The organism is Anoxynatronum buryatiense, from assembly GCF_900182905.1.
In the GTDB taxonomy this organism is placed as follows: domain Bacteria; phylum Bacillota; class Clostridia; order Peptostreptococcales; family Tindalliaceae; genus Anoxynatronum; species Anoxynatronum buryatiense.
The window spans coordinates 186,677-209,574 of sequence record NZ_FXUF01000003.1; the positions used below are offsets into that span (position 1 = coordinate 186,677).

Below are 22,898 nucleotides of genomic sequence, written 5' to 3' on the forward strand. Positions count from 1 at the left end.
TCTTTCATATAAAATGAAATAAACTAGAAGTATTTGGGCATTGTTTTTTCCGCATTATGGGAATCGTTCCCACAATGCGGAAAAATGATTGGTTTTAAATGTTGCCAGACGAAATTCAACTTATTCAGGAGGATGAAAAATGACAAATTATTACGCTGAACCATTTAAAATTAAAATGGTTGAACCAATCAAAATACTTACCCGGGAAGAACGCGTCAGAAAGATCGAGGAAGCGCATTACAACGTTTTTGGTCTTAATTCTGACGATGTTTACATCGACCTTCTTACTGACAGTGGTACTGGGGCCATGAGTGACAAACAGTGGTCAGGAATGATGGTAGGTGACGAATCTTATTCCGGGTCTCGCAGTTTTCGTCATTTAATGGAATCGGCAAAAGACATTTTCGACTATGCTTTTTTTCAACCGGTACATCAAGGCAGGGCTGCTGAAAAGGTAGTGATGCCGATTTTCCTGGAAGAAGGCAAGGTGGCCATTTCCAATATGCACTTCGATACCACACGAGCACATGTGGAGCTAGCCGGAGCACGGGCCGTGGATTGCGTGATACGTGAAGCGCTGGATACTGTGAGCTACCATCCCTTCAAAGGGAATATGGATACGAAGCGTATGATCAATCTGATAGAAGAGTATGGGCCTGAAAAAATTGGCATGATCATTATCACTGTGACAAATAACAGTGCAGGTGGACAACCTGTTTCAATGGCCAATATTCGAGAAACCAGCGAAATTGCCAAATCATTCGATATTCCTGTATGCATTGATGCTGCTCGTTATGCAGAAAATGCGTATTTTATTAAAAAAAGAGAAGCGGGTTATGAAGATAAATCTATCAAGGATATTGCCCGTGAAATGTTCAGCTATGCGGATTTCTTTACTATGAGCGCCAAAAAGGATGCTATCATCAACATGGGCGGATTGATTGGCGTTAAAGATAATGAAGCATTATTTGAAACAATAAAAGCCAGAACGATACCACTGGAAGGATTTATTTCTTATGGTGGTTTGGCTGGCCGCGATATTGAAGCGATGGCCATTGGATTACAGGAGGGAACAGATTTTGATTACCTGCAATACCGAATTGGGCAGATGGAGTATTTGGCAGGAAAACTACATGATGCCGGTATTGCTTTCCAATCTCCAGTCGGTGGGCACGCGCTGTTTATTGATGCTAAAAAAATGCTTCCCCACATTCCATATCACCAATTTCCTGCACAAACATTAGCACTTGAACTATATATTGAAGCAGGGATTCGATCTTGTGACATCGGTTCCTATATGATGGGAAATCACCCAGACAGTGGGGAACAAATTGAATCAGAATTTGAGTTTACCCGATTGGCAGTGCCCCGCCGTGTTTACACTCAGTCGCATCTGGATGTGATCGTTGAAGCGTTGAAATCGATTCGAGAGCGTGCTGATCAACTCAAGGGATACAAAATTATCTGGGAGCCCGCCATATTGCGACACTTTACTGCAAAACTTAAGCCGCTTGATTGAAGTATTTCAAAAATGACATAATATATTATCAACTGATTTGTCTGCATTCCTGTTGATGCGGCCTGTCTGTTGACAAGTTTTGCAAGGTTGAAACATTCAAGATTCATGATGTATTGGCGCGTATCTGTTGACCTGGCATTGCGTCATCCATCCTTGCCTGCCGATATCATTTGTACATTTAAATAAAGAGAGTGTGATATGAGAGATGATCATATGAGTACTGGCAGCATTCAATCTGTTTTAAAAGCATTGCAAATGTTGGATCTATTTGCTATTGCACCTGGATGGAATATGACAGATATTAGCAAAGAACTTAATTATCCCACAAGCACCACGCATCGTTTACTCTTGACGCTGGAAGAAGCTGGATACATTCATAGGGATATTCAATCGAAGATGTATTACCTGACAATCAAGCCTTATCTTATTGGCAGCAAAACAGAAATAGTTAATATGTTGGAAAAACTTGCACTTGCATCCATTAGAGAGTTAGCACAAAACCTTAATGAAAGTGTGAACGTTTCCATAGCGCTGGGTTTGAATGCGGTGACAGTTCTAAAAGCAGATGCCGAGCGGCAATTTTCAGCTGTTCCCCATGTTGGTGATAAACGACAGTTGCATGCCACATCCGTGGGAAAATGTTTGTTGGCTTACAATAGTAATGGTTGTTATGATCATTTGATGAAATCTAATGAGTTATTAAAATCCTATACACCAAATACCATTATCGAAAAAAAGACGATTGAAAAAATGGTGGAAATAATTCGATATCAAGGTTTTGCAACTGATCATGAAGAAGTGGAAGTGGGTCTGACTTGCATAGGAGCTCCCATTTTTGATCAACTTGGTAATTGTATCGCGGCAGTTAGTGTGTCGATGCCCACCTTTCGGATCACAGACAAGGAAGCGGTTATATCTCAAGTCATCAAAACTGCTGGAAAAATATCCTCGAAGTTTAAATTTTGATCTGCCGTTGTTTTATGCTTGCATCAGCATGCATTAAAATCATTTTTTATGGGTCCGGTTGTAGAGTGGATCGATCAAAAAAGGACCGCGAAAGGATGTTGTTCATCTTTCGCGGTCTTTGTTGCATACAGGTAATTAACTTGACTGACATGTTTACAATAGCTATTATAACTATGCTTAGAGCAATTGAAGTATAAGTGATTGAGGGGTTAATACCTGCAGTGAAGGAACTACGAGGGCGGCACCTTTTAAGTGGTCAGGAAAGCCAACACCTACTGCGGTCATGCCCGCATTCAAAGCAGCATCAATACCAGCCTGGGCATCTTCAAAAACCACACAATTGGAGGGTGGTTCACTAAGTGCTTTTGCTCCCAACACAAACACTTCCGGATCGGGCTTTGCACGTGTTGTAATATTTCCATCCACTATAGCATCAAAATATGGTAATAGATCGAGTTTTTTCAAAATCAACGATGCGTTCTGACTTGCTGAGCCCAGGGCTGTTTTTAAGCCAAGCTGCCGACTTTTTTTCAAAAAATCGACAGCTCCTGGAAGTACGGCATCCTGATTGAGTGTTTCCAAATATTCGACATACCATGTGTTTTTTTGCTGTGCCAATTGAATGCGATGATTTTCGGTAAACGATAAGCCTCCGATTTCAAGAAGAATATCCAACGCCTGCATGCGGCCAACGCCTTTCAAGCGTTCATTGTCAGTTTCGTCAAATGAAAATCCCATTTCAGCAGCTAAACGCTGCCAAGCTAGATAATGATATTTTGCGGTATCAACAATCACACCGTCGAGATCAAAAATAAAGGCAGTCTTCATTGACAGGCACCTCCTGGTAAGCTGATAATTGATCATGGCTGTGGTATACTCAATTATAGCATATGGTTGCAAAGCGAGTGTCGCTTTGCTGACGAATCGATACATAATCTTATCAAAACATATTGGAGGCACTTCTTGTGACATATCAATCATCTCTCAACGACCCAACTGCCTCATTAAATCAACAAATCATGGTATTGGCCGGGCCTGCAATTTTGGAAATGCTGATGCACACACTGGTGTGGACGGCTGATACTGCTATGGTGGGCCGATTAACGCCCGCAGACATTGCAGCTGTCAATCTGGGAGCACATATGATGTTCACAATTGCAGCTATTTTCGGTGCCCTGGGTACAGGTGCAACAGCTATGGTAGCACGTGCCATTGGTGCCGATAATAGCGAAAAAGCAACACATACCGCTTCCCAAGCCATGGGATTAAGTATTATTCTGGGTCTGGTGATTGCAACTGTGGGCATGCTGATGGCTCAGCCTATTTTTGAAAAGCTGGTGGACGACCCGCTTGTGATTGATAAAGGGTCTGAGTATATGCGGATCGTTTATATCGGTGCATATTTCTTAATTCCTCAAATGGTGGGAAATGCCATCATAAGAGGTAGTGGAAACACTTTTATACCGCTGCTTTCAGCAGTGGTAGCCAATGTTTTCAATATCGTTGCGGATTATGTGTTGATTTTTGGTAAACTCGGATTCCCTGCCATGGGATCAAGAGGAGCTGCGATAGCAACTGGAACTGCACAAATTTTAGGAGCCTGTGTAACGTTTTACTATTTGTTTCGTGGCAGTGGAACCATCAGGCTTTCGTTTCGAAAATTGTTCTTTTTTGAGTCAACAAGTGTTAAAAATCTGGTAAAACTTAGCATACCTGCTGGTCTTGAAGTGACAATGAACGAAGGAAGCCGATTAGTCTCCTCTTTTTGGATCGCACAATTAGGCACTGTGTCTTACGCAGCACATTCTCTAGCGGTCGCGGGTGAATCAGTTTCATTTATGCCAGGATACGGATTTGCAGTTGCTGCTGCAACGTTGATGGGACAGCGTTTAGGAGCGGGTAAATTGAAAGCTGCAGATGAAAGTGTGCGACGTTGCGTTTTGTTTGCTGTGATACTTATGGGGTCGGTGGGTGTCTTGTTTTTTTTCATGCCTCATCGGATCATGGGACTTCTAAGCACGAGTACTGACGCGGTTGAATTGGCGGGTAGAAGTATTCGAATTGGTGCATTTGAACAGATTCCAATAGCAATTGCCATGGTAATTTCAGGCGCTTTAAAAGGAGCTGGCGACACCCAGGGCCCCTTTCGTATATCGCTCGTCACAAATCTATGCATACGACTTCCTCTTATTTATTTGGCAGTGTTCGTCTTTCAGCTACCGTTAACTGTTGTCTGGATAATTTCTGTCACACAATATGTTGTTGAAGCTTTGCTTATGACTCGTCGTTACCGCAAAGGGCATTGGAAAACAATTAAAGTGTAGTATCCACGGTTATAAATTAGCTTTGCTGGGTAATAATACCCAAGGAGTCAGATAGGTCAATAGACCTTGAATAGGATGAATATCATCATTTGTCAACTCACTTTGAAGGGAACATCCTAAATATATATATATGGAATCATTTCTTCCAGGCTTGGTTCTTACAACGACAAATGGTGATACCCTTATCCGAGCCCTGTTATTTGGGGCCCGGGATTTTAATGAATGTTTTTGGTGCTTGTATAGTTGATGACATTTGCGTCATTTTTGAAGTTAAAAGCGACCACTTTTTGAAATGAATGATATTCCATGTTTGAAAAACCCATTGAAAATGGTGATTGAATGGAACAGTACCAAGTAACTTTTTTCTCCGATTTTCGTGAAGCTGATCGGTGCGCGGTGATATTGACGAATCGATTGCAATTATATTACGGATCCAAGATGAACCCCAAGGTGAACTTTCACATTAATTTTGTGTTGCGAGAACTGCTGAATAATGCAGTTGAACATGGCAATGCTTTCGACAGGAATAAGAAAGTGATTTGCAGCATTTGCTACGGCAAACAAATAGTGGAAATCTGTGTCAGAGATGAAGGTGCGGGCTTTTCTTCAAATATGACCGCAGCACCAGAAACTAATGGAGCAAATCAGCAACGAAGTCGAGGTCTTTGGATGATTCAACAATTAGGATTAACCCTGGATATTAAGGGAAACCAAGTTAAAGCAATTTATAATTGGAGGGTGTAGAGATGAAAAATATGATAAAGAAAGAAACGTTAACCATTTCATTTGACAGTAATCTTACTGCAGCATTGGTACCCGATCTGACTCGGGAAGTCAAAGCGATTCTGGAAATGGAACCTGGATGCGAACGTGTGGTGGCAGATCTCACTGGTGTTGAATACATTGATTCCACAGGAATCACCCTGATTATTGGTATGTATCGATCCATCGATGCAGCGAACAAGAAGTTTTTGGTAAGTGGCGCGAGAGAAGAAATTAAAGATCTATTCAGTATTATTCGGTTGGATAATATTTTTGATATTCAGTAGAAAATCAACGAAGCTGGGGTGATCTGATGATTCAAAATGAAGAATTCATCAATGAATTTGTTGAAGAGGCAAAAAGCCATCTTGATATGATTGAAGCAGGGCTGCTAAGTATGGAAGAGGGCTGTGGCGACTCGGAAAATATAAATACAATATTCAGGTCAATTCACAGCATTAAAGGAACTGCTGGTTTTTTTGGATTAGAAAAAATTGTTGAGCTGGCACATGTCATGGAAAATCTGTTGGGGGAAATTCGCAACCAGAAAATAGCCCCTGATTCAGTCATGATAGATCACCTGTTGCGTGGAAATGACCAATTGAAAACAATGGTAGACAATGTGACAGATAGCAATGATGTGGACGTGACAAACTATGTGGCCATATTCACCGATTTGTTAAATCAGGAAACTGCTCCTGAGACGGCTAAAAAATTGATATTATCCAGTGCTGAGACCAATCACAAAATAATGGAAATAGATCAGCATCAGGAAAATCAAATCAAAAAAGCACGTCAGCATGGGCACCATCTTTATAAAGTCACCATTGCAATGAATCGAGATTTGGGAAGTGAGATCAGTCCAATTAAATTTTTTAAAAAGATACAATCAGTGGGAGAGATTGTTGATTCTTTTATTGATATCAGCGACATTGACGGACTTGACTCAGTTATGGAAGCGGACGTCGTATTTGCATTTGTTTTCACTACAGTATTGGAAAAAAACTTGTTACCCATTGCGCTGGATATTCAGGATGAGAGTATCGAAGAGCTTGATACTGAAACAGACTTATCAACGCTAAATCTTTCGAATGAAGCAAGCATTAAAAAGGCCAAACTGTCAAAGCTAACCGAGAACCAAACACCGGAAATCATATTCAATGAAAATGAAAACAAAGAGACTCAGAGTCAAAACGGTACAGAAACCATATCCGTTGTAGCAGACGGATTGTCAGTTGTAGGGAGAAAAGAAAGCGGTTCAACGGCAGAAGACAGTGTTCGTGTGCATGTATCTCTTTTGAATGACCTTCTCAATCTGGCAAGTGAAATGGTGCTGGGCAGAAATCAACTGTTGCGCAATATTGATCAGCATCGAAAACAAATCAATGGTTTGGATTCCATTCTTCAAAACATTGATCGTGTGACAACAGAGTTGCAGGAAAAAATCATGCAAACACGCATGCAGCCTGTGGGCAATGTGTTTAATAAAATGCCAAGAGTTATTCGGGATTTGTCCAAAAAACTAGGCAAAGAAGTTGATTTGATTATTGAGGGATCACATGTTGAGCTGGATAAATCAATCATAGAATCTCTCAGCGACCCATTAACCCATTTGATACGAAATGCTGCAGATCATGGACTTGAAATGCCTGCCGAACGCAAAAAAGCAGGCAAGCCGACAAAAGGAACTGTTTTGCTGAAAGCTTATCACGAAAGCGGATATGTTCACATTGATATTGTGGATGATGGAGCGGGAATCGATGCTGACCGTATTCGAAAGAAAGGATTGGAAAAAGGGCTGGTTTCGGAATCAGAATTGAAACATATGGGTGAGCAGGAAGTGCTACAGATTCTTATGAAGCCAGGTTTTTCAACTGCTGAGAAAATTACAGATGTTTCCGGCCGCGGTGTTGGAATGGATGTGGTGAAAACCAATATTGAAAAACTGGGAGGCACCGTCGAAATTCAAACAAAGCTTGGCGAAGGAACAACTTTTCGAATGATTTTACCCCTAACACTGGCCATTATTCCTTCCCTAATTGTAGAAGTTAACAACTATAAGTTTGCATTACCGCAGGTAAACTTACAGGAAATGGTACGTATCAAAGCTGGTGATGAGAGTAAAAAAATTGAGCTTGTGCATCGCGCACAAGTACTGCGGCTTAGAGGAAAGCTGTTGCCGATAGTTCACTTGGGAGAAGTGTTGGGGCTGGATCAAAGGCAAACAGATTCGGAGGGAACAGCTGCCGATATTACCCGTGTTTTAGTGCTGAAAGCAGGCTCAAAAAGATTTGGTTTAATTGTTGACCGTATTTTTGACGAAGAGGAGATATTGGTGAAGCCTCTGCCGAAATATTTTAAGAACTGCCAAGGATACTCAGGTGTGACGATCATGGGAGATGGAAAAACAGCCATGATACTTGATCCTGAGGGAATTGTCACCAAAGCAAGCCTTCGTTTTACAGAAGACCAAATTGAAACAACACAGCTTGAACAACAAGAGCAGACAGAAGAGCTGCGAGAAGCACAAAACCTGTTGATGTTCAAATGTTCAGGTGAAGAGACTTTTGCTATCGACCTCTCGTTGGTTTCAAGAGTGGAAGAAATTCTACCCTCACAAATTGAGATTATTGGCGACAAAGAATACATCAAGCACCGAGGCGAAGCCTTGCGTGTGATTCGTCCAGAGCAATACTTGCCGGTTACCAGCAAACAAAATAATCCAGAAAAGCTATATGTTATAATTCCCAAACTTGTTGCCAATCCCATCGGTCTCATTATTGAAAAAATTCACGATACCATGATGACCAGCATCAAATTAAATCAGGAAGATATCAAAGGTAAAGGAATTATCGGATCAACTATTTTAAATGATAAAATTGTACTGCTGGTGAACATTTACGAAATTTTTGAAATGGTTTCGCCAGATGAATATGAGAATAAATCATTGAAAAATTCAGCCGAAGGCGCGGTCATTCTTTTAGCAGAAGATACGCCCTTTTTTTCCCGCATGACAAAAAATTATCTGGAATGGGCAGGCTATCAGGTCTATGCAGTTGAAAATGGAAAAACTGCACTCGAGCTTTTAAAAGAAAAGGCGGTGGATTTGGTGTTGAGTGACATCCAAATGCCTGTGATGGATGGGTTGGAATTGGCCAGAGAAATACGTAAAGATCCTGATTTGGCTGCATTACCCATGGTGGCGCTCACTTCGATGACTGGTGCTTTGGATCGTCAGGCTGGTTTTGAGGCGGGTTTTGATTTCTATGAGTTCAAGCTTGATAAAGTGACCATTCTTGAAACCCTTAAAAAAGCATTACATCTAAGGGGGAAAGCGGTATGAACGGAAAAGTGCTGTCCTTTTACCTAAATCATAAAATGTTCGGACTTGATATTAGCTTAGTAAAAGAAATCAGCCGACGCGTGGAATATAGCCACGTGCCTGACTCAGACCCGACAATTGTGGGTTTAATGAACCTTCGTGGACAAGTGGTGTCATTATTTGATCTGAGCCAAATTCTTGGAATTTCATCTGTGAAGCATGAATTGAGCAAAACGGAAAAACCTTCGTCAAGAAATATGGCCTGTATCATTCTTAAAGCACAGGGAAATGGGTCAAATCAAGTAGGTTTTTTGATTGATGAGTCAGGCGATGTTTTAGACATTCAACATGACTGGTGTGAAAAAACACCCGCCAACGTTGAAGAAATACGCAGCGAATATATCAGCGAAGTGGTTAAGCTGCATGAAAAACTGTTGTTGATATTGGATGCAGAGAGGGTCTTTGACAGATAATATTATTTGAAGATAGGTGATACTTGTGGCAAAACTGAAAGCACTAGTGGTGGATGATACCATCATCTACCGAAAAATTCTTTCTCAGGCCGTGGAGGATACTGGATTGTGCGAGGTTTCCAAAACAGCACCAAATGGTGCTATTGCCCTTGACTGGCTGAAACAACGCCCCTTTGATGTGGTGTTGCTGGATGTCTTTATGCCGGAAATGGATGGTCTTGAAACCTTGAAGAAAATTAAAATGGATTATCCACATATTGATGTGATTATGATCAGCAGCGACGGTAGTGAAAGTGTCAAAAACACCATGAAAGCACTGGAACTGGGTGCATTGGAATTTATTCTCAAGCCAACTGGGGGTGATGCAAACCATAATATTGCTTCCATTACTCGCATGCTTAAAATTCTCTTTGCACAAATTCAAATTAGACAAATGAGCCGGCGAACTACTGATGGGGAAAGTCATTTGAATGCAACTCGATTGTCAGAACCGCGTAAGGTGCCCCGTCAATTAGCAATACAACAACCAACCAACAATCAAAAGAGAAGTTGGAGTCAAGCAGATATGGTGTTAATTGCTTCTTCCACAGGCGGACCTGTCGCGTTGGAAAGGCTGTTGTCCAGTATACCTCATGAATTTAATATTCCGTTGTTGATTGTGCAACATATGCCGAAACACTTCACACGGGTTTTGGCTCAGACTCTCAATCACAAGACACACCTCGAAGTGATGGAAGCTGAAAATGAAATGGAAATGAATGCTTCCAGTGCGATCATTGCTGCAGGGGGACTTCATATGAGTGTTGTGCAGTCAGGGGGGAAAAGAAAAGTACAACTCTTGGACACTGCCTATGTCAATGGTGTTAAACCGGCTGCAGACGTGCTATTCAACTCTATTGCAGAATCCTGTCAAGGACAGCGGGTTCTGGTAATCATACTTACTGGGATGGGCAGTGATGGCACTGCTGGCATTGCTCGGATGCAAGAAAGCTGCGAAGTTTATTGCATTACTCAGAATGAAGAGACATGTGTGGTCTACGGAATGCCCCGAAGTGTTGAAGAAGCAGGCTTTTCTGATGAAAGCTTACCCATAGATCAGATCGCAGAACGAATCGCAGCATTTGGATCGCGCAGGAGGTGAAGCAGATGGGCAGTGGGTTATCGACAAAAGCATTTTTACAGTTTCAAAAATACATCGAAGAACAATGTGGTATTGCAATTGGCAATGAGAAAGCCTACCTCATAGAGAGCCGTTTGACAAAATTGCTGGTAGAAGCTAATTTGAACACATTTGAAGAACTATACTCGATGCTGGCTCAGAAAAAAGACCCAAAACTTTCAGAACGGGTTATCGATGCCATCACGACAAATGAGACTCTTTGGTTTCGGGATAAAACACCTTGGCAGGTTCTCGAATTGATACTAATGCCAGTGTACATTGATGAAATCAGAAAAACTGGTCGACGTATCCGTATATGGAGTGCTGCTGCCTCTTCTGGACAGGAAGCCTACTCAACGGTAATTTCAATAGACCAATATCTCAAACGCTATTCAATTAAAGATGTTAGTTTGAATGATTTTGAAGTGATTGGAACAGATATTTCCGGACCTATTCTTGAGATTGCCCGAGCGGGCCGTTATGATCCGATTTCAATTATGCGGGGACTTGATCCAAAATATAAGGATACATATTTCAATAATGAAGGCAGGGTATGGATTGTTAAAAATGAGTTTAAACAACACGTCAAATTTCAACAATTCAATCTACAAAACTCTTTTATTGGATTGGGAAAATTCGATGTTATATTTTGTCGTTATGTGATGATTTACTTTTCGCAGCAATTCAAACGTGAAATGACAGAAAAGCTGGCACAGGCATTGAAATCAAAAGGTGTTCTCTTTATTGGAAATTCGGAAATCTTCCCTGACTATAAAGCCTATTTCGAACCCCGACAGCACGAAAAAGGTGTTTATTACCAAGCAAAGGAGTGACAATCATGAAAATATTGTCTGTTGATGATTCCGCAATTGTCCGAAAAATAATCCGGGGTGCTGTAGAAGTTCTTGGTTATGATCTGCTGGAAGCCTCCGATGGTCTTGAAGGCATGGAAGTGCTGGAAAAAAATGTTGAAGAAATAGGACTAATCTTGCTGGACTGGAATATGCCCGGCATGAACGGTCTTGAACTCTTGGAAAAAATTAAGTCTAACAAGTTGTATAGTTACATTCCGGTAATGATGGTTACAACAGAGAGTGAGAAAGAGAATATCGTGAAGGCTATTAAAGCTGGTGCAGTTCATTATGTCGTTAAACCATTTACCATGGAAGAACTAATTAAAAAAATCATGGAATGCCTGGGAAGAGGTGAATTGCATGAGTGATCAGGACCATCGTTATCAAGAAGCTTTTTCAATGGCTGTGAGTGACGTAATGCTTACAATGACCGGCTTTGAGATGGAAGAGGACTTGAGTTATGAAGGACAGGGATGTTGTGGGCTTGATGGGGTGCCGCAACCTTGTGAAATATCTGGGGCCATGTTTCTAGTGGGAAAAAACAGTGGAATGGCTTCTATTACCATGACTCGGCAAACGGCCCTGATACTGGTATCCTATATGACAGGGATACCCTATTATGAACTTGAAAATGAAGATCTGTATGATGGTGTGGCTGAAATGATGAATCTCATCGCCGGCCGCTCGAAAGCAATCCTAAGAGAAACGGATTACTACTTTGAAATAACACCACCATTTACCATCGTGGGAGAAAATCATTTCATTGTTCACAAAAAACAATCGCAATTCATACAGAAACGCTTTATTAGCAGCGATTTATCCTTTATACTAAAAGTGTTTCGTATACGATAGTCACCAAACGATCAATACATTACAGATTATGGAGGGATAAAATGAAACGAGTACTGATTGTTGATGATTCGCCTATTATTCATAATCTGTTGCGTAAAGTCCTTGAACGCAATGGATACGAGGTGTGCGGAGATGCCAAAAATGGCAAGGAAGGCGTTGACCTATACGCAGAGCTTAAGCCGGATCTGGTTTTCATGGATATTACAATGCCAGTGATGGAAGGTATTGATGCCGCGCGGTTTATAAAAGAAAAAGACCCTTCTGCCAAAATCATCATGCTGAGTGCAATGGGTGACGATGCCATCAAGGAAGAAGCGCATTCAATTGGTGTTGATATTTTTCTGAAAAAGCCTTTTGATGATTACAAAATTGTGAGTGCCATTGCTAAAATTGTTTAGGAGGGAAGGCCATGAACCCGCAACTGACGAGTCCTTTTTTAGAGAGTGCAAAGAATATGATCAACCAGATGGCTTCAGTGCAGATTCAAGAAAGTGATTCGTTCCAGGAACAGCAAGATGATATTGCGTCCTATGGTGTATCTGCACTGGTTACTTTTGCAGGAGTTTTGAAAGGACGCTTGCTTCTTGACTTGGAACCATCTCTGGCAAAAGAAATTGTTCAACAGGTAATGGGTGAAACGTATGATGATATGAAAGATTCAACATTCATGGGAATGATGGGAGAATTGAGCAACATCATCGGTGGTGACGCCCTCACTTTTTTGAATAATGAGCAGTCTTATAATCTGCGTTTGGCTTCACCGGCCGTTTTTATTGGGAAAGAAATGATCATTTCCATACCAAAAATCCAGTCTGCTACCATTCACTGCACCAGCAGGCACGGCAATATGCGCATTAATGTAGCTTTCGAAAAAGGGGGAGTAGCATAATGGATGTCCAGTATATTACCCCATTTTTAGATTCTGTCAAAAGTATATTGCAACAATTTGGAATTCAAAATGTGACCAGAGGCACTATCAAAAAGAAGGAAACCATGAGTGTCGACAAAGATATTATTTCCATTGTCGGGCTGGTGGGTGATGTGAAAGGTAATGTGAGCTATGCATTTTCTGAAGCAACAGCCAAAAATATCATCTCTTCCATGATGATGGGGATGCCGGTCGAGCAATTGGATGGTATGGCACGTAGTGCCATGTCTGAGTTTGCCAACATGATTACAGGCACAGCCATTGGATCGCTCTCAAGTTTGGAAGCAGTTAATGAAGTGATGCCCAGTCCCCCTTCAATTATTTATGGAAAGGACATATTCATGATCATCAGCCCAGTGGAAACGCTGGCAATAGAATTAGAAACTGATGCAGGGAAAATTGAGGTGAACATTGGCCTCGAAATGTGAGGAGCCTGTCTATGTACAATATACTGATTGTGGACGACATGCTTGTGAATCGTAAATTGATGAAAAAGGTATTGAGCGACACCATTGCTGATATTCGCTTCGTAGATGCAGAGGACGGGTTTCAAGCTTTGGAAAGTCTTGACAAACAGGAAATTGATCTTGTGATTCTGGATTTAATGATGCCAGGAAAAGATGGATACGAAGTGCTGGCAGAGATGAAAAAAGATCAGCGCCATCAAGATATTCCCGTTATTGTTAATTCAGCGGTGACAGATATGGAGAGCATTAAGAAAACCCTTGAGCTGGGAGCCATGGATTATTTCACGAAACCCATCACACCCGAGCAAATGAAAGTCATTATCCCTCTTAAGGCAAACAATGCTCTGAAATTTTACGAACAACGAAAAAAATTAAAAGAAATTAACCACCGAATGAAAAATGAGTTAAAAATTGCAAGTATGTTGCAACGATCTTTAATTCGTTCAAAAGATGAGCATCAACGGGTAAAGGTATATCAAAAGTATCTGGCCTGCGATGAACTGGGTGGCGATCTCTTTGATTATGTTGAAACTCCTGATAAAGACTGGTTTATGATCGCCGATATTACTGGACATGGCGTTGCTGCTTCTTTAGTTGCATCCATGCTAAAAGTGGTTTTCAATCATGCAATTCAGGCAAATGATGATCCGGCATCCGTATTGCAGGAAATCAATTTAACTTTCTATCATTTAATGTCTGACAGTGCCAACCTATGCTTTTCTGTTTTTGTCGGGTGCATTGCGGGGGATACCATACGATATTCCAATGCTGGTCACCCATACCCTGTGTTGATTCGCAAGAACACAGAAGACTGGCAGATGCTTGAAGTGAATGGATACTTGATAGGGCTTTTCGATGATGCCACGTACATCAATCAAGAATGCCTATGGCAGCCAGGTGAGGCAATTCTAACGTACACAGATGGTCTTTTCGAGAATCCTAGAAATCCAGAAAAAAGCAAGAGCTATCTGAGTGTGTTTCATCACGCCAAACTATTGGATAATCGGGCGCTGAACGATCCTGAACTTTTTATGGAACAACTGATGGCTTCATTTGGAAAAGTAGATAAGAATCAAATTGATGATGACATTGCCATCATGTATATGGTGCGCCACAATCAAAAATAGTATTATTTATAACAACAAACCTTTCGTATGATATGTGACGGAAGGTTTGTTTCTTGTGTAGAAAACAAAAGATGAAGATTGTCGTAGTTATAATTGAATGCATATCATATGAAAGGGGAACCATACCAAATGGAGAAACGATTTTACAGATCAAGAACTGATAAAAAGCTGGCGGGTGTGTGTGCCGGTATTGCCAACTATTTTGAGATTGATCCCACGCTGGTAAGGCTAATCTGGATTGTCTTTACATTTGCAGGGGGAACCGGCATATTAGCATATATTATTGCTGCCATTATTATGCCTGAAGAACCGTTTGATTATTTCGAAACCCGGCAGCAACAATATCAGTCGTCCAACAATCAGACAGAAACTGCAGATGTTTATGAAGTTGATGATGAAAACACATATGAAGGTCATGAGAAGTTAGGCGAGAGTGAGCCGTTCGCCGATTCAAGGAAGCAATCTCCCCGGGATAACCATCGACATTCAAATGATCGTGAACGAAACAATATGACAGTTGGCGCCATTCTGATCCTCATCGGAGTGATGTTCTTCAGTCGAAACTTTTTCAGATGGTACTGGATTGATTTTAGCTACTTATGGCCGGCTATCTTGATTCTTATTGGTGTTGTCATGCTCGTCAATAAAAGGAAGTGAGCATCATGAATCGCCGTAAATTTACACCAGGAATCATTTTCATTGGATTGGGAAGCCTTTTACTTCTGCGTAATCTGGGATACCTCCATTGGTGGACGTTTGGGAGTCTATGGCGATTTTGGCCGCTTATTCTTGTCATTATTGGCATCAATACTATCTTTCATCGTTCAAACTTTGTCCCAGCGCTTACATGGACTCTTTTCTTTGCATTACTCATTGGTATTGGATTAACAACACCTGCACAACCATTTTGGAAACATCCTGTGCAGATAAGTGACGAAATTTTCCTGCCGGTTGAAAAAAATATTGATGAGGTTGCTCTTAATTTGAACACTGGTGCACTAAATTTTGAATTAGTGGCCACTGACCAAGCTCTGCTTCAGGTAACTGGATTTCCAGGCCGGTTGGAAAAACGCATCGAACATGACAGAAACGGGCAGATGGTCGTTGAGATAAGTTCGAAGAATGTTTCGTGGAAAAACAGCAAATATCACATGGCGGATGGTCTCCTGGCTCTAAACAATCAAATTCTTTGGGATCTAACCTTTAAAGTGGGCGCTGCTACAGCACACATGGATCTAAAGGATATAACTTATCGTTCTCTTGATTTTTCCATGGGAGCTGGTGAAGCCACGTTGGTTTTTGGACAACCTCAAATGGATACTGATGTAAAAATAAATACTGGTGCCAGTCATATACTGCTACGTATTCCCCGAAATGCCAATGCAATCATTCGCACCGATAATGTACTTACACAAACAGTAATGGATGATCGTTATTGGGTGCGTCGCGAAGATGAATTGTTTTCAGCTGGATATGATCCCGAGGAGCCTACTCAAAGAATTGATATCAAAATAGGTGTTGGACGTTTGGGAATTGAGAGTGTGCAATAATAAAGGTATCACCTGTTCTGACGATATCTGCTGGATGCTATTGTCGATTAATTTGTCTAAATAACTCGATCATTTGAAGGACGCTTTCGCCATCCAAGTTATGTTGGGTGGCTTTTTCGATTGCTTTCGACCAACTTTCATCCAACATATATTTGTGTGACAGCATTGCCTGATAATCGTGAAGTGACGGTGGCTGTTTAATCACTTTTACCAACTTTCCAATGATCCGATATTCTGAAGTATATGGTATATCTGGATAGAGAGGGTTTGCAGGCCGCAATAATGTTTCTCTTCCGTTTTGAATAAAAAATTTCAGAGTTGCTGCCCAATAATCATTTTCAACGCCTGCTGCCACAATATCTCCGTGTCGGGCAATTTGCTGACTTACTAATAAAGCTATATCACCTTCATAGATACCTGCCCAGCTCATCGAGTCGCCAATAACCGTCAGTGCGAAATCGGCTCCATATTCTGCCAGATTCAAAGCATCTTCCCAGTTCTCCTCTGCCAGCAGCGGAGTTCCTGCCCGAATGCTGCCAATTAAGGGGACGGTTCCGGCGTTGTTTTCTGGCCCTAAGTCATTGTTTAGTCCGATAAGATAGTCAACGCTTACTTCGAAAAACGCTGCTAAACGCTTCAGGTTATCAATGCTTGGAACTCTTTCGCCACTTTCGTACTGAGAAATAGTGGAACTGCTGGAAAGGTTTAAGAGTTTGCGAATATCAGATTGATTCATTCGATGTTGCTCTCGAAGTTGCTTTAGCCGTTTACCCAATACATACATGTTGATCCCTCCCATTACAGAATATCACATTTTGCAAAACAATCAACAAATTTCACAAAAAGAGAAGTGAAACGGTTGACATTCACACAACGTGAACATATAATGGTGTTATTAGATGAATAACGAGAAAACAATCTTTAATTTCACATTAAGCGAAAAATGTCAGTCTTATCATCGAAATCAATATATGTGCGAGAGTTCACTTGAACCAGTGGAAAGGATGAACCTTCATGCGAAAAAGGCATCAAAGTAAACAGCGGCACCTTCAGCAAATTGCCCGTATATTGGTACTGATAACGATACTTACTGTACCATGCAGCATTGTATTCCATCATCTTTACCAGCGTGAAGTGCAATTGCAACAAAGGCGAATAAGACTTGAAGAAATGCGTATGACTTTAATTGAAATGGAAATAGAACGCAATGAATTACTGGCGCAAATCAATGACGTTTATCAGGCAGCTCGACCTGTTGAACATCGTTCCGGTATTATTTCGGGTGAGGTCGCCAGTCTTTCTACCATCAAAGCGAACCGTTGATAATCGACAATTTACTCTTTGTCTTCATTGTTAGCAAATTAAAAAAGAAATTCGCTGATATCTGGCAGGAATTTCTTTTTTTTTGCCGAAGAAAACAGAAGATGAGAGTCGTTGAATAAGAGTGAAATGATAGCGGCATGAGAAGGTGAAATTGTTGCATGATCTTCAGGTTTAAGAGAGAATATCATTCCGAGGGGGCGTATGTACATGTTGGCAGATTATCAGCATTACTTTAATCGCAATATTGGGATATTCACAGAAAACGAACAGAAACGTTTACAGCAAATAACCATCGGAATTGCAGGAGCTGGCGGTGTGGGCGGACTACTTGCAGAACGTTTTATTCGTTTAGGTGTAGGTTGCATAAAAATTTGTGATCCCGGAAGTTTTGAACCCAGCAATATTAATAGGCAGTATGGAGCGACATGTCATACGATGAACGACAACAAAGCAGCAGTCATCCAGAAAATCCTTTGTGAAATAAACCCTGATGCCAGTATTCATAGCGATCAAAATGGTATTACCGATGTCGCTTCAGCGGTATCTTTCGTTGAAGGGTGTGATCTGGTGATTGATGAAATGGATTATGGTGCATGGAAAGAATCTATTTTTTTACAAAGAGCCGCCAGATCAAAAGGCATTTATTATCTATTTGCTGGAGCTATTGGTTTTGGTGCGTTGGTTTCAAGCTTTGATCCCCAAGGAATAACATTGGAAGAATATAATGGGCTTAACCCTGATCAAGATCTGGACAACTTGACATCCGGTTCCATTACTTCTGAAAGGGTTATGCCTGTAATCCCTTCATATGCTGAAAGAGCAATGACGAAAGACATGTTGAAAGAAGTTGTTGATGGGCACAGGCCAGTACCCACTTGCAGCATTGGAGTTGGTATGGCAGCTTTGTTGGCTGCAAGTGAAAGTATTAATATCATTTTAAAACGCAGAGAACCGGTTAGAGCCCCGCAATATCTGTATACTGATTTATTGGATCATCAAATGCATGTTGGCAATATGGATCATAACAATGGTAGTTGAATGATAATTGGAATAGGTGCAGAACTACAAAAGATTTCGGCTGCCCCACTGAATTCCAAAGGCTCCCAGGGGAGCTGTAATAATGATGGACAACACTGCCAACGCAAGAATTGTATCTCCATGGATTGCCCCTGCTGCAAGCGGTAATGCGCCCGTTGCTGCCTGCACCGTTGCCTTCGGCAGATAAGCGATAATGCAAAACCCTATTTCTTTCCAGGAGTAACCTTCTCGAGACACTGAAAGGAATACACCCAGACTTCGGGCGGTCAATCCGCAGAGAATTATAAGTACCCCCCACCAACCTGCTTCGAGTGCAAGCGAAAAGTTAACGGCTGCACCCACCATGACAAAGAGCAGTATTTCTGCAAATATCCACACCTTTGATAGTTTGTCTGAAAGAGCTTTTGCAACCTGTGGTTTTCTTTCGAGTATGAGAAAGCCAGTGAACATCACACCTAATAGAGCGGCCATGGGAAGCCTCTCATTGAATGCATCTTCAGCAGCTGTCATTAAAATACCAGCCCCGACTAACAAGAGTACTTTTTTTGTATGTCTGATATCATATGCATTAAAAAGCCACAAAAGCATTGTGGCTACAAGACCGCCAACGATTAAACCGTTAATGATTGACAGTGGGACAGAGGCTATTTGCCAAATCAAATGAAAGGACTGACCGCTGAATATGCTAATGAAAGAGGAAAGTACCGTTATTGCAATGACGTCATCAAGAGAAGCACCTGCCAGAATCAGTGTGGGAATCCGTTGATTAATTTTTTTCTGATGGTTCATCAGTGCAAGCATAGCTGGCACAATGACCGCTGGTGAGACTGCTGCAACTATAAATCCCAGCATACCAGCTTCCAGAAAAGGAAATGCCAGCCAGTGCATGGCAAGCAATGTGATCACGATTCCTTCCAGCATACAGGGAAGCACACTCATTTTGAGAGCTTCGGAGCCAACCTCATTTAAATTGTCGCGACTGATACCCAGACCTGCCCTCAGCAGAATAATGATAAGTGCTATCTTTCTTAGATCTCCGGAAATGGCTAAGGTTGTCGAATCAATCAGATTAAATCCGTAAGGTCCTAATATGATCCCCAACAACAGCAACCCCAATAGACCAGGCAGTTTAAATTTTTGAAACACTTTATGAAACAGTAAACCAAGTAAAGTGATCAGTGCGATGCTTAATGCCATTGAACGACACTCCTTCAAAGTAAGATAGATTAAGTGGATTTCGATGCAAAAAACTCCTGTAAATGCCGGTGAAATAATTTGACGGCATTTACAGGAGTCATCATCTGCAGAGCAGCTTTTCGGGTGAACTCCATCACCTTTAGAATTTTATATGCACGCAGTATATCATAGATCAGTATAGAATTCAAATCAGAGATGAGCCATTCATGGAAAAGCGCAATGAAACAGCACACATACCGCAGTTAAATAAAAGCCGGTTCCTTTGTGGAACTGGTTTTTATTATTCAAAAAATGATTTAAGAGCGGGTTTTACTTAAGGTGCCATTGAAGGAAATGCAAGGATGAGATAGATAAATTGCATAAAACGCAAAATATTATTCAATAAATGCAATTTAATGATTGACAAAGAAATGGAACTTGCATATAATTTGATTAAAATATCCGAAAAAAGAATGTTAAGATAATCATAATTGCATTTTATGGATATGTAGTTATCTGTAAATTTATTGTTGGCAAATAAATGGGGAGCAAGGAGAGGAGAATACAATGTATAAGGTTGTTTTAATTCCAGGTGACGGCATCGGTCCTGAGGTAGCTGAAGCAACTCGTAAAATTGTTGGTGCAACAGGCGTTGAAATCGACTGGCTGGTGGTAGAGGCAGGAACTGCAGTTCTTGATAAAACAGGTGAATTGATCCCGCAGTCTGTATTTGATGCCATTGAAGCACATCGTGTGGTTTTGAAAGGGCCAATCACCACACCAATTGGAGGCGGCTTTAAAAGCATTAATGTACTTTTAAGGCAAAAATATGAATTGTACGCTAATATGAGACCGGTGACCAGTTACCCGGAGATTGGAAAATATTCAGAGGTTGATTTGGTTATTTTCCGAGAAAACACTGAAGATTTATATGCGGGTCGAGAGGTACGGGTATCAGAGGATGAAGTCCATGGTATCAAGGTAATCACACGTCAAGCTTCAGAGAATATTGTCCGCGCAGCATTCGAATATTCAAAACGGAAAAAACGTCAGAAAGTATGTGCCGTACATAAAGCAAATATCATGAAAATGGCAGACGGACTCTTTTTGGAAGCTAGCCGGAATGTGGCCGCTGACTATCCTGATATAGAGTATTCTGAAGTTATCGTAGATAATATGTGCATGCAGCTGGTCATGTATCCGGAAAAATTTGATGTAGTTGTTACAGAAAACCTTTATGGAGATATTCTTTCTGATTTAGCTGCTGGTTTGGTAGGTGGACTGGGTCTCATTCCCAGTGCAAATATTGGGAAAGATTGTGCCATTTTTGAAGCCGTTCACGGAAGTGCACCAGATATTGCCGGTAAGGGAATTGCTAACCCCATAGCTCTGACATTAAGTGCAGCTATGATGCTGGATTATTTGGGAGAAACAACTGCAGCATCAAGAGTTCGCACAGCAGTTTATCGGGTATTGAAAGCAGGCATAGAATTGACACCTGATCTTGGCGGAAAAGGAACAACAAAAAAATTAACGGGGGTTGTTATTGATGCCTTATGATCTAGCAACTACATCTGCAACAACAGCAAAAAGAATCAATGTTTCTGCCGACACGCTGGCGGCAAACTTAATAAAGAGGAATGTTAAGAGCTTTCGTGAATCTGCTTCCTTTGCAACATTAACTGAAAAAGCTGCAACTAACAATGTGATTCATCCATCTTATTATGAACAGTACGAAGTGAAGCGAGGATTGCGTAACAGTAATGGAACAGGCGTTCTTGTTGGGTTGACTCAAATCGCTGATGTTCACGGTTACCTCATGAATGAGGAACGAAAAGTCCCAACGACGGGAAAACTGTATTATCGAGGCATTGACATGACAGACTTGATGAGACGATGTCAGGAAGAGGGACGCCATGGTTTTGAAGAAGTGGCATATTTGATTCTGTTTGGCGAATTGCCGGATATGACAGCGTTGGAAGGCTTTCAGGAATTATTGGACACAAGCAGATCACTGCCCCGTGATTTTACTGAGAATATGATTTTGAAGGCTCCCAGCAAAGATATCATGAACAAGCTTCAACGGAGTGTGCTGGCTTTCTATTCTTATGATGAAAATCCAGATGATATAGGTGTTGCTAACGTTCTCAAGCAAAGTATCGAACTGATTGCCCGGTTTCCCACAGTTATTTCGTATGGTTACCAGGCAAAAGCACATTATTTTGATGGCAAGAGTCTTTATATTCATGCTCCAGTATCTGGTATTGGAACAGCTGAAAACATACTTCATATGATTCGAAAAGATAATCAGTATACAAAAAATGAGGCAGAAATTTTGGATCTCTGTTTGGTGATTCATGCAGAGCATGGTGGCGGTAATAATTCTGCTTTTGCAAACAGAGTGGTTTCGTCTAGTGGTACCGATACTTACTCAGCTATTTCAACAGCTGTTGGGTCTCTAAAAGGACCAAAACACGGTGGTGCAAATAAGCAAGTGAAATCCATGGTCGATGATATTAAACAAAACTGTCACAACTGGCACAAAAGAGAGGCTCTCAAGGATTATCTGGTAAAAATACTGAAAAAAGAAGCATACAATGGAGAAGGGCTCATATATGGTATGGGTCATGCTGTGTACACCATAACAGATCCCCGTGCAGAATTATTGCGGGAGAAAGCACATGAACTAGCCAGAGAAAAAAATGCAGAAGAAATGTTTAATCTCTACTTTCACATTGAAACCATCACAAAGGAAATTCTTTGCGAAATGAAGGGGCCAGATTTTACCATTTGCGCCAATGTCGACCTCTATTCTGGATTTGTATATGAACTGCTGGGTATTCCCGAAGAGTTGTATACGCCACTTTTTGCAACTGCCCGAATAGCAGGGTGGTGTGCACATCGCATTGAACAGATCATCAGCGATAATAAAATAATGCGTCCTGCGTATAAAAGCGTTTCTCCAATTAGTGACTATGTTACATTAAATCAGCGTTAAAAGTGCTGCTCCTTCGGGAGCGGCTTTTTATTTGAACCGTATGGCATAATCACCTATAAT

Annotated in this window: 24 protein-coding genes and 1 riboswitch; of the genes, 21 read left to right on the top strand and 3 right to left on the bottom strand. The window is 41.1% G+C overall.

Annotated elements, in window-relative coordinates:
• The first annotated feature begins 139 nt into the window (after positions 1–139).
• Both QOL74_RS05625 and QOL74_RS05630 read left to right on the top strand, forming a co-directional pair.
• Positions 140–1,519, top strand: a complete 1,380-nt coding sequence (locus QOL74_RS05625) for a tryptophanase (protein ID WP_283408465.1) — start codon at positions 140–142, stop codon at positions 1,517–1,519.
• A 198-nt stretch (positions 1,520–1,717) separates the two neighbouring features.
• Entirely contained in the window at positions 1,718–2,485 is a 768-nt protein-coding gene (locus QOL74_RS05630) for an IclR family transcriptional regulator (RefSeq protein ID WP_283408466.1), read from the top strand.
• A gap of 177 nt (positions 2,486–2,662) precedes the next feature.
• On the opposite strand, the gene pgmB is transcribed toward QOL74_RS05630, so the two are convergent.
• Positions 2,663–3,313, bottom strand: a complete 651-nt coding sequence (gene pgmB, locus QOL74_RS05635; protein ID WP_283408467.1) for a beta-phosphoglucomutase — start codon at positions 3,311–3,313, stop codon at positions 2,663–2,665.
• Between the two features lie 137 nt (positions 3,314–3,450).
• On the opposite strand from pgmB, the gene QOL74_RS05640 reads away from it, so the two are divergent.
• The 15 genes from QOL74_RS05640 to QOL74_RS05710 all read left to right on the top strand — a co-directional run bounded on the left by QOL74_RS05640 (position 3,451) and on the right by QOL74_RS05710 (position 16,303).
• A complete protein-coding gene (locus tag QOL74_RS05640; protein ID WP_283408468.1) occupies positions 3,451–4,809 on the top strand; it encodes an MATE family efflux transporter in 1,359 nt (452 codons plus the stop codon).
• Between the two features lie 339 nt (positions 4,810–5,148).
• Positions 5,149–5,553 (top strand): ATP-binding protein, encoded by a 405-nt coding sequence (locus QOL74_RS05645; protein WP_283408469.1) that lies wholly within the window; start codon positions 5,149–5,151, stop codon positions 5,551–5,553.
• A gap of 2 nt (positions 5,554–5,555) precedes the next feature.
• Positions 5,556–5,858, top strand: coding sequence for an STAS domain-containing protein (locus QOL74_RS05650; RefSeq protein ID WP_283408470.1), 303 nt, complete (start codon positions 5,556–5,558; stop codon positions 5,856–5,858).
• Between the two features lie 26 nt (positions 5,859–5,884).
• Positions 5,885–8,914, top strand: a complete 3,030-nt coding sequence (locus tag QOL74_RS05655) for a hybrid sensor histidine kinase/response regulator (protein ID WP_283408471.1) — start codon at positions 5,885–5,887, stop codon at positions 8,912–8,914.
• Complete coding sequence (locus tag QOL74_RS05660; protein ID WP_283408472.1) at positions 8,911–9,366, top strand: chemotaxis protein CheW; 456 nt, start codon at positions 8,911–8,913, stop codon at positions 9,364–9,366. The genes QOL74_RS05655 and QOL74_RS05660 overlap by 4 nt, the downstream gene beginning before the upstream one ends.
• A gap of 25 nt (positions 9,367–9,391) precedes the next feature.
• Positions 9,392–10,507, top strand: a complete 1,116-nt coding sequence (gene cheB, locus QOL74_RS05665; RefSeq protein ID WP_283408473.1) for a chemotaxis-specific protein-glutamate methyltransferase CheB — start codon at positions 9,392–9,394, stop codon at positions 10,505–10,507.
• 5 nt (positions 10,508–10,512) lie between these two features.
• Positions 10,513–11,358: a CheR family methyltransferase gene (locus QOL74_RS05670; protein ID WP_283408474.1), complete on the top strand. Its 846-nt coding sequence runs from the start codon at positions 10,513–10,515 to the stop codon at positions 11,356–11,358.
• A 5-nt stretch (positions 11,359–11,363) separates the two neighbouring features.
• On the top strand, positions 11,364–11,747 hold the full coding sequence (locus QOL74_RS05675; RefSeq protein WP_283408475.1) for a response regulator: 384 nt from the start codon (positions 11,364–11,366) through the stop codon (positions 11,745–11,747).
• Positions 11,740–12,231: a chemotaxis protein CheX gene (locus QOL74_RS05680; RefSeq protein WP_283408476.1), complete on the top strand. Its 492-nt coding sequence runs from the start codon at positions 11,740–11,742 to the stop codon at positions 12,229–12,231. Before QOL74_RS05675 ends, QOL74_RS05680 begins: the two co-directional genes overlap by 8 nt.
• Positions 12,232–12,272: 41 nt before the next feature.
• A complete protein-coding gene (locus QOL74_RS05685; RefSeq protein WP_283408477.1) occupies positions 12,273–12,629 on the top strand; it encodes a response regulator in 357 nt (118 codons plus the stop codon).
• An 11-nt stretch (positions 12,630–12,640) separates the two neighbouring features.
• Positions 12,641–13,120: a chemotaxis protein CheX gene (locus QOL74_RS05690; RefSeq protein ID WP_283408478.1), complete on the top strand. Its 480-nt coding sequence runs from the start codon at positions 12,641–12,643 to the stop codon at positions 13,118–13,120.
• Positions 13,120–13,587, top strand: a complete 468-nt coding sequence (locus QOL74_RS05695) for a chemotaxis protein CheX (protein WP_283408479.1) — start codon at positions 13,120–13,122, stop codon at positions 13,585–13,587. The genes QOL74_RS05690 and QOL74_RS05695 overlap by 1 nt, the downstream gene beginning before the upstream one ends.
• Before the next feature lie 11 nt (positions 13,588–13,598).
• Positions 13,599–14,753, top strand: a complete 1,155-nt coding sequence (locus tag QOL74_RS05700) for a PP2C family protein-serine/threonine phosphatase (protein WP_283408480.1) — start codon at positions 13,599–13,601, stop codon at positions 14,751–14,753.
• A gap of 129 nt (positions 14,754–14,882) precedes the next feature.
• Positions 14,883–15,410: a PspC domain-containing protein gene (locus tag QOL74_RS05705; RefSeq protein WP_283408481.1), complete on the top strand. Its 528-nt coding sequence runs from the start codon at positions 14,883–14,885 to the stop codon at positions 15,408–15,410.
• Between the two features lie 5 nt (positions 15,411–15,415).
• Positions 15,416–16,303 (top strand): toast rack family protein, encoded by an 888-nt coding sequence (locus QOL74_RS05710; protein ID WP_283408482.1) that lies wholly within the window; start codon positions 15,416–15,418, stop codon positions 16,301–16,303.
• A 37-nt stretch (positions 16,304–16,340) separates the two neighbouring features.
• Here the strand turns inward: QOL74_RS05710 and QOL74_RS05715 are convergent, their stop codons facing one another.
• Positions 16,341–17,087: a LexA family protein gene (locus QOL74_RS05715; protein ID WP_283408483.1), complete on the bottom strand. Its 747-nt coding sequence runs from the start codon at positions 17,085–17,087 to the stop codon at positions 16,341–16,343.
• A gap of 230 nt (positions 17,088–17,317) precedes the next feature.
• Between QOL74_RS05715 and QOL74_RS05720 the strand changes: the two genes are divergently transcribed.
• Positions 17,318–17,626 carry a hypothetical protein gene (locus QOL74_RS05720; RefSeq protein ID WP_283408484.1) on the top strand — a complete coding sequence of 103 codons (309 nt, stop codon included), beginning with the start codon at positions 17,318–17,320 and terminating at the stop codon, positions 17,624–17,626.
• A gap of 207 nt (positions 17,627–17,833) precedes the next feature.
• A complete protein-coding gene (locus QOL74_RS05725; RefSeq protein WP_283408485.1) occupies positions 17,834–18,664 on the top strand; it encodes a ThiF family adenylyltransferase in 831 nt (276 codons plus the stop codon).
• Between the two features lie 24 nt (positions 18,665–18,688).
• Here QOL74_RS05725 and QOL74_RS05730 read toward each other — a convergent pair whose 3' ends face one another.
• Positions 18,689–19,861, bottom strand: coding sequence for a cation:proton antiporter domain-containing protein (locus QOL74_RS05730; protein ID WP_283408486.1), 1,173 nt, complete (start codon positions 19,859–19,861; stop codon positions 18,689–18,691).
• A gap of 84 nt (positions 19,862–19,945) precedes the next feature.
• Positions 19,946–20,008: riboswitch (Fluoride riboswitch) on the bottom strand.
• Between the two features lie 399 nt (positions 20,009–20,407).
• On the opposite strand from QOL74_RS05730, the gene QOL74_RS05735 reads away from it, so the two are divergent.
• Both QOL74_RS05735 and QOL74_RS05740 read left to right on the top strand, forming a co-directional pair.
• Positions 20,408–21,400, top strand: coding sequence for an isocitrate/isopropylmalate dehydrogenase family protein (locus QOL74_RS05735; protein WP_283408487.1), 993 nt, complete (start codon positions 20,408–20,410; stop codon positions 21,398–21,400).
• Positions 21,390–22,838 (top strand): citrate/2-methylcitrate synthase, encoded by a 1,449-nt coding sequence (locus QOL74_RS05740; RefSeq protein ID WP_283408488.1) that lies wholly within the window; start codon positions 21,390–21,392, stop codon positions 22,836–22,838. Before QOL74_RS05735 ends, QOL74_RS05740 begins: the two co-directional genes overlap by 11 nt.
• Positions 22,839–22,898 lie beyond the last annotated feature (60 nt).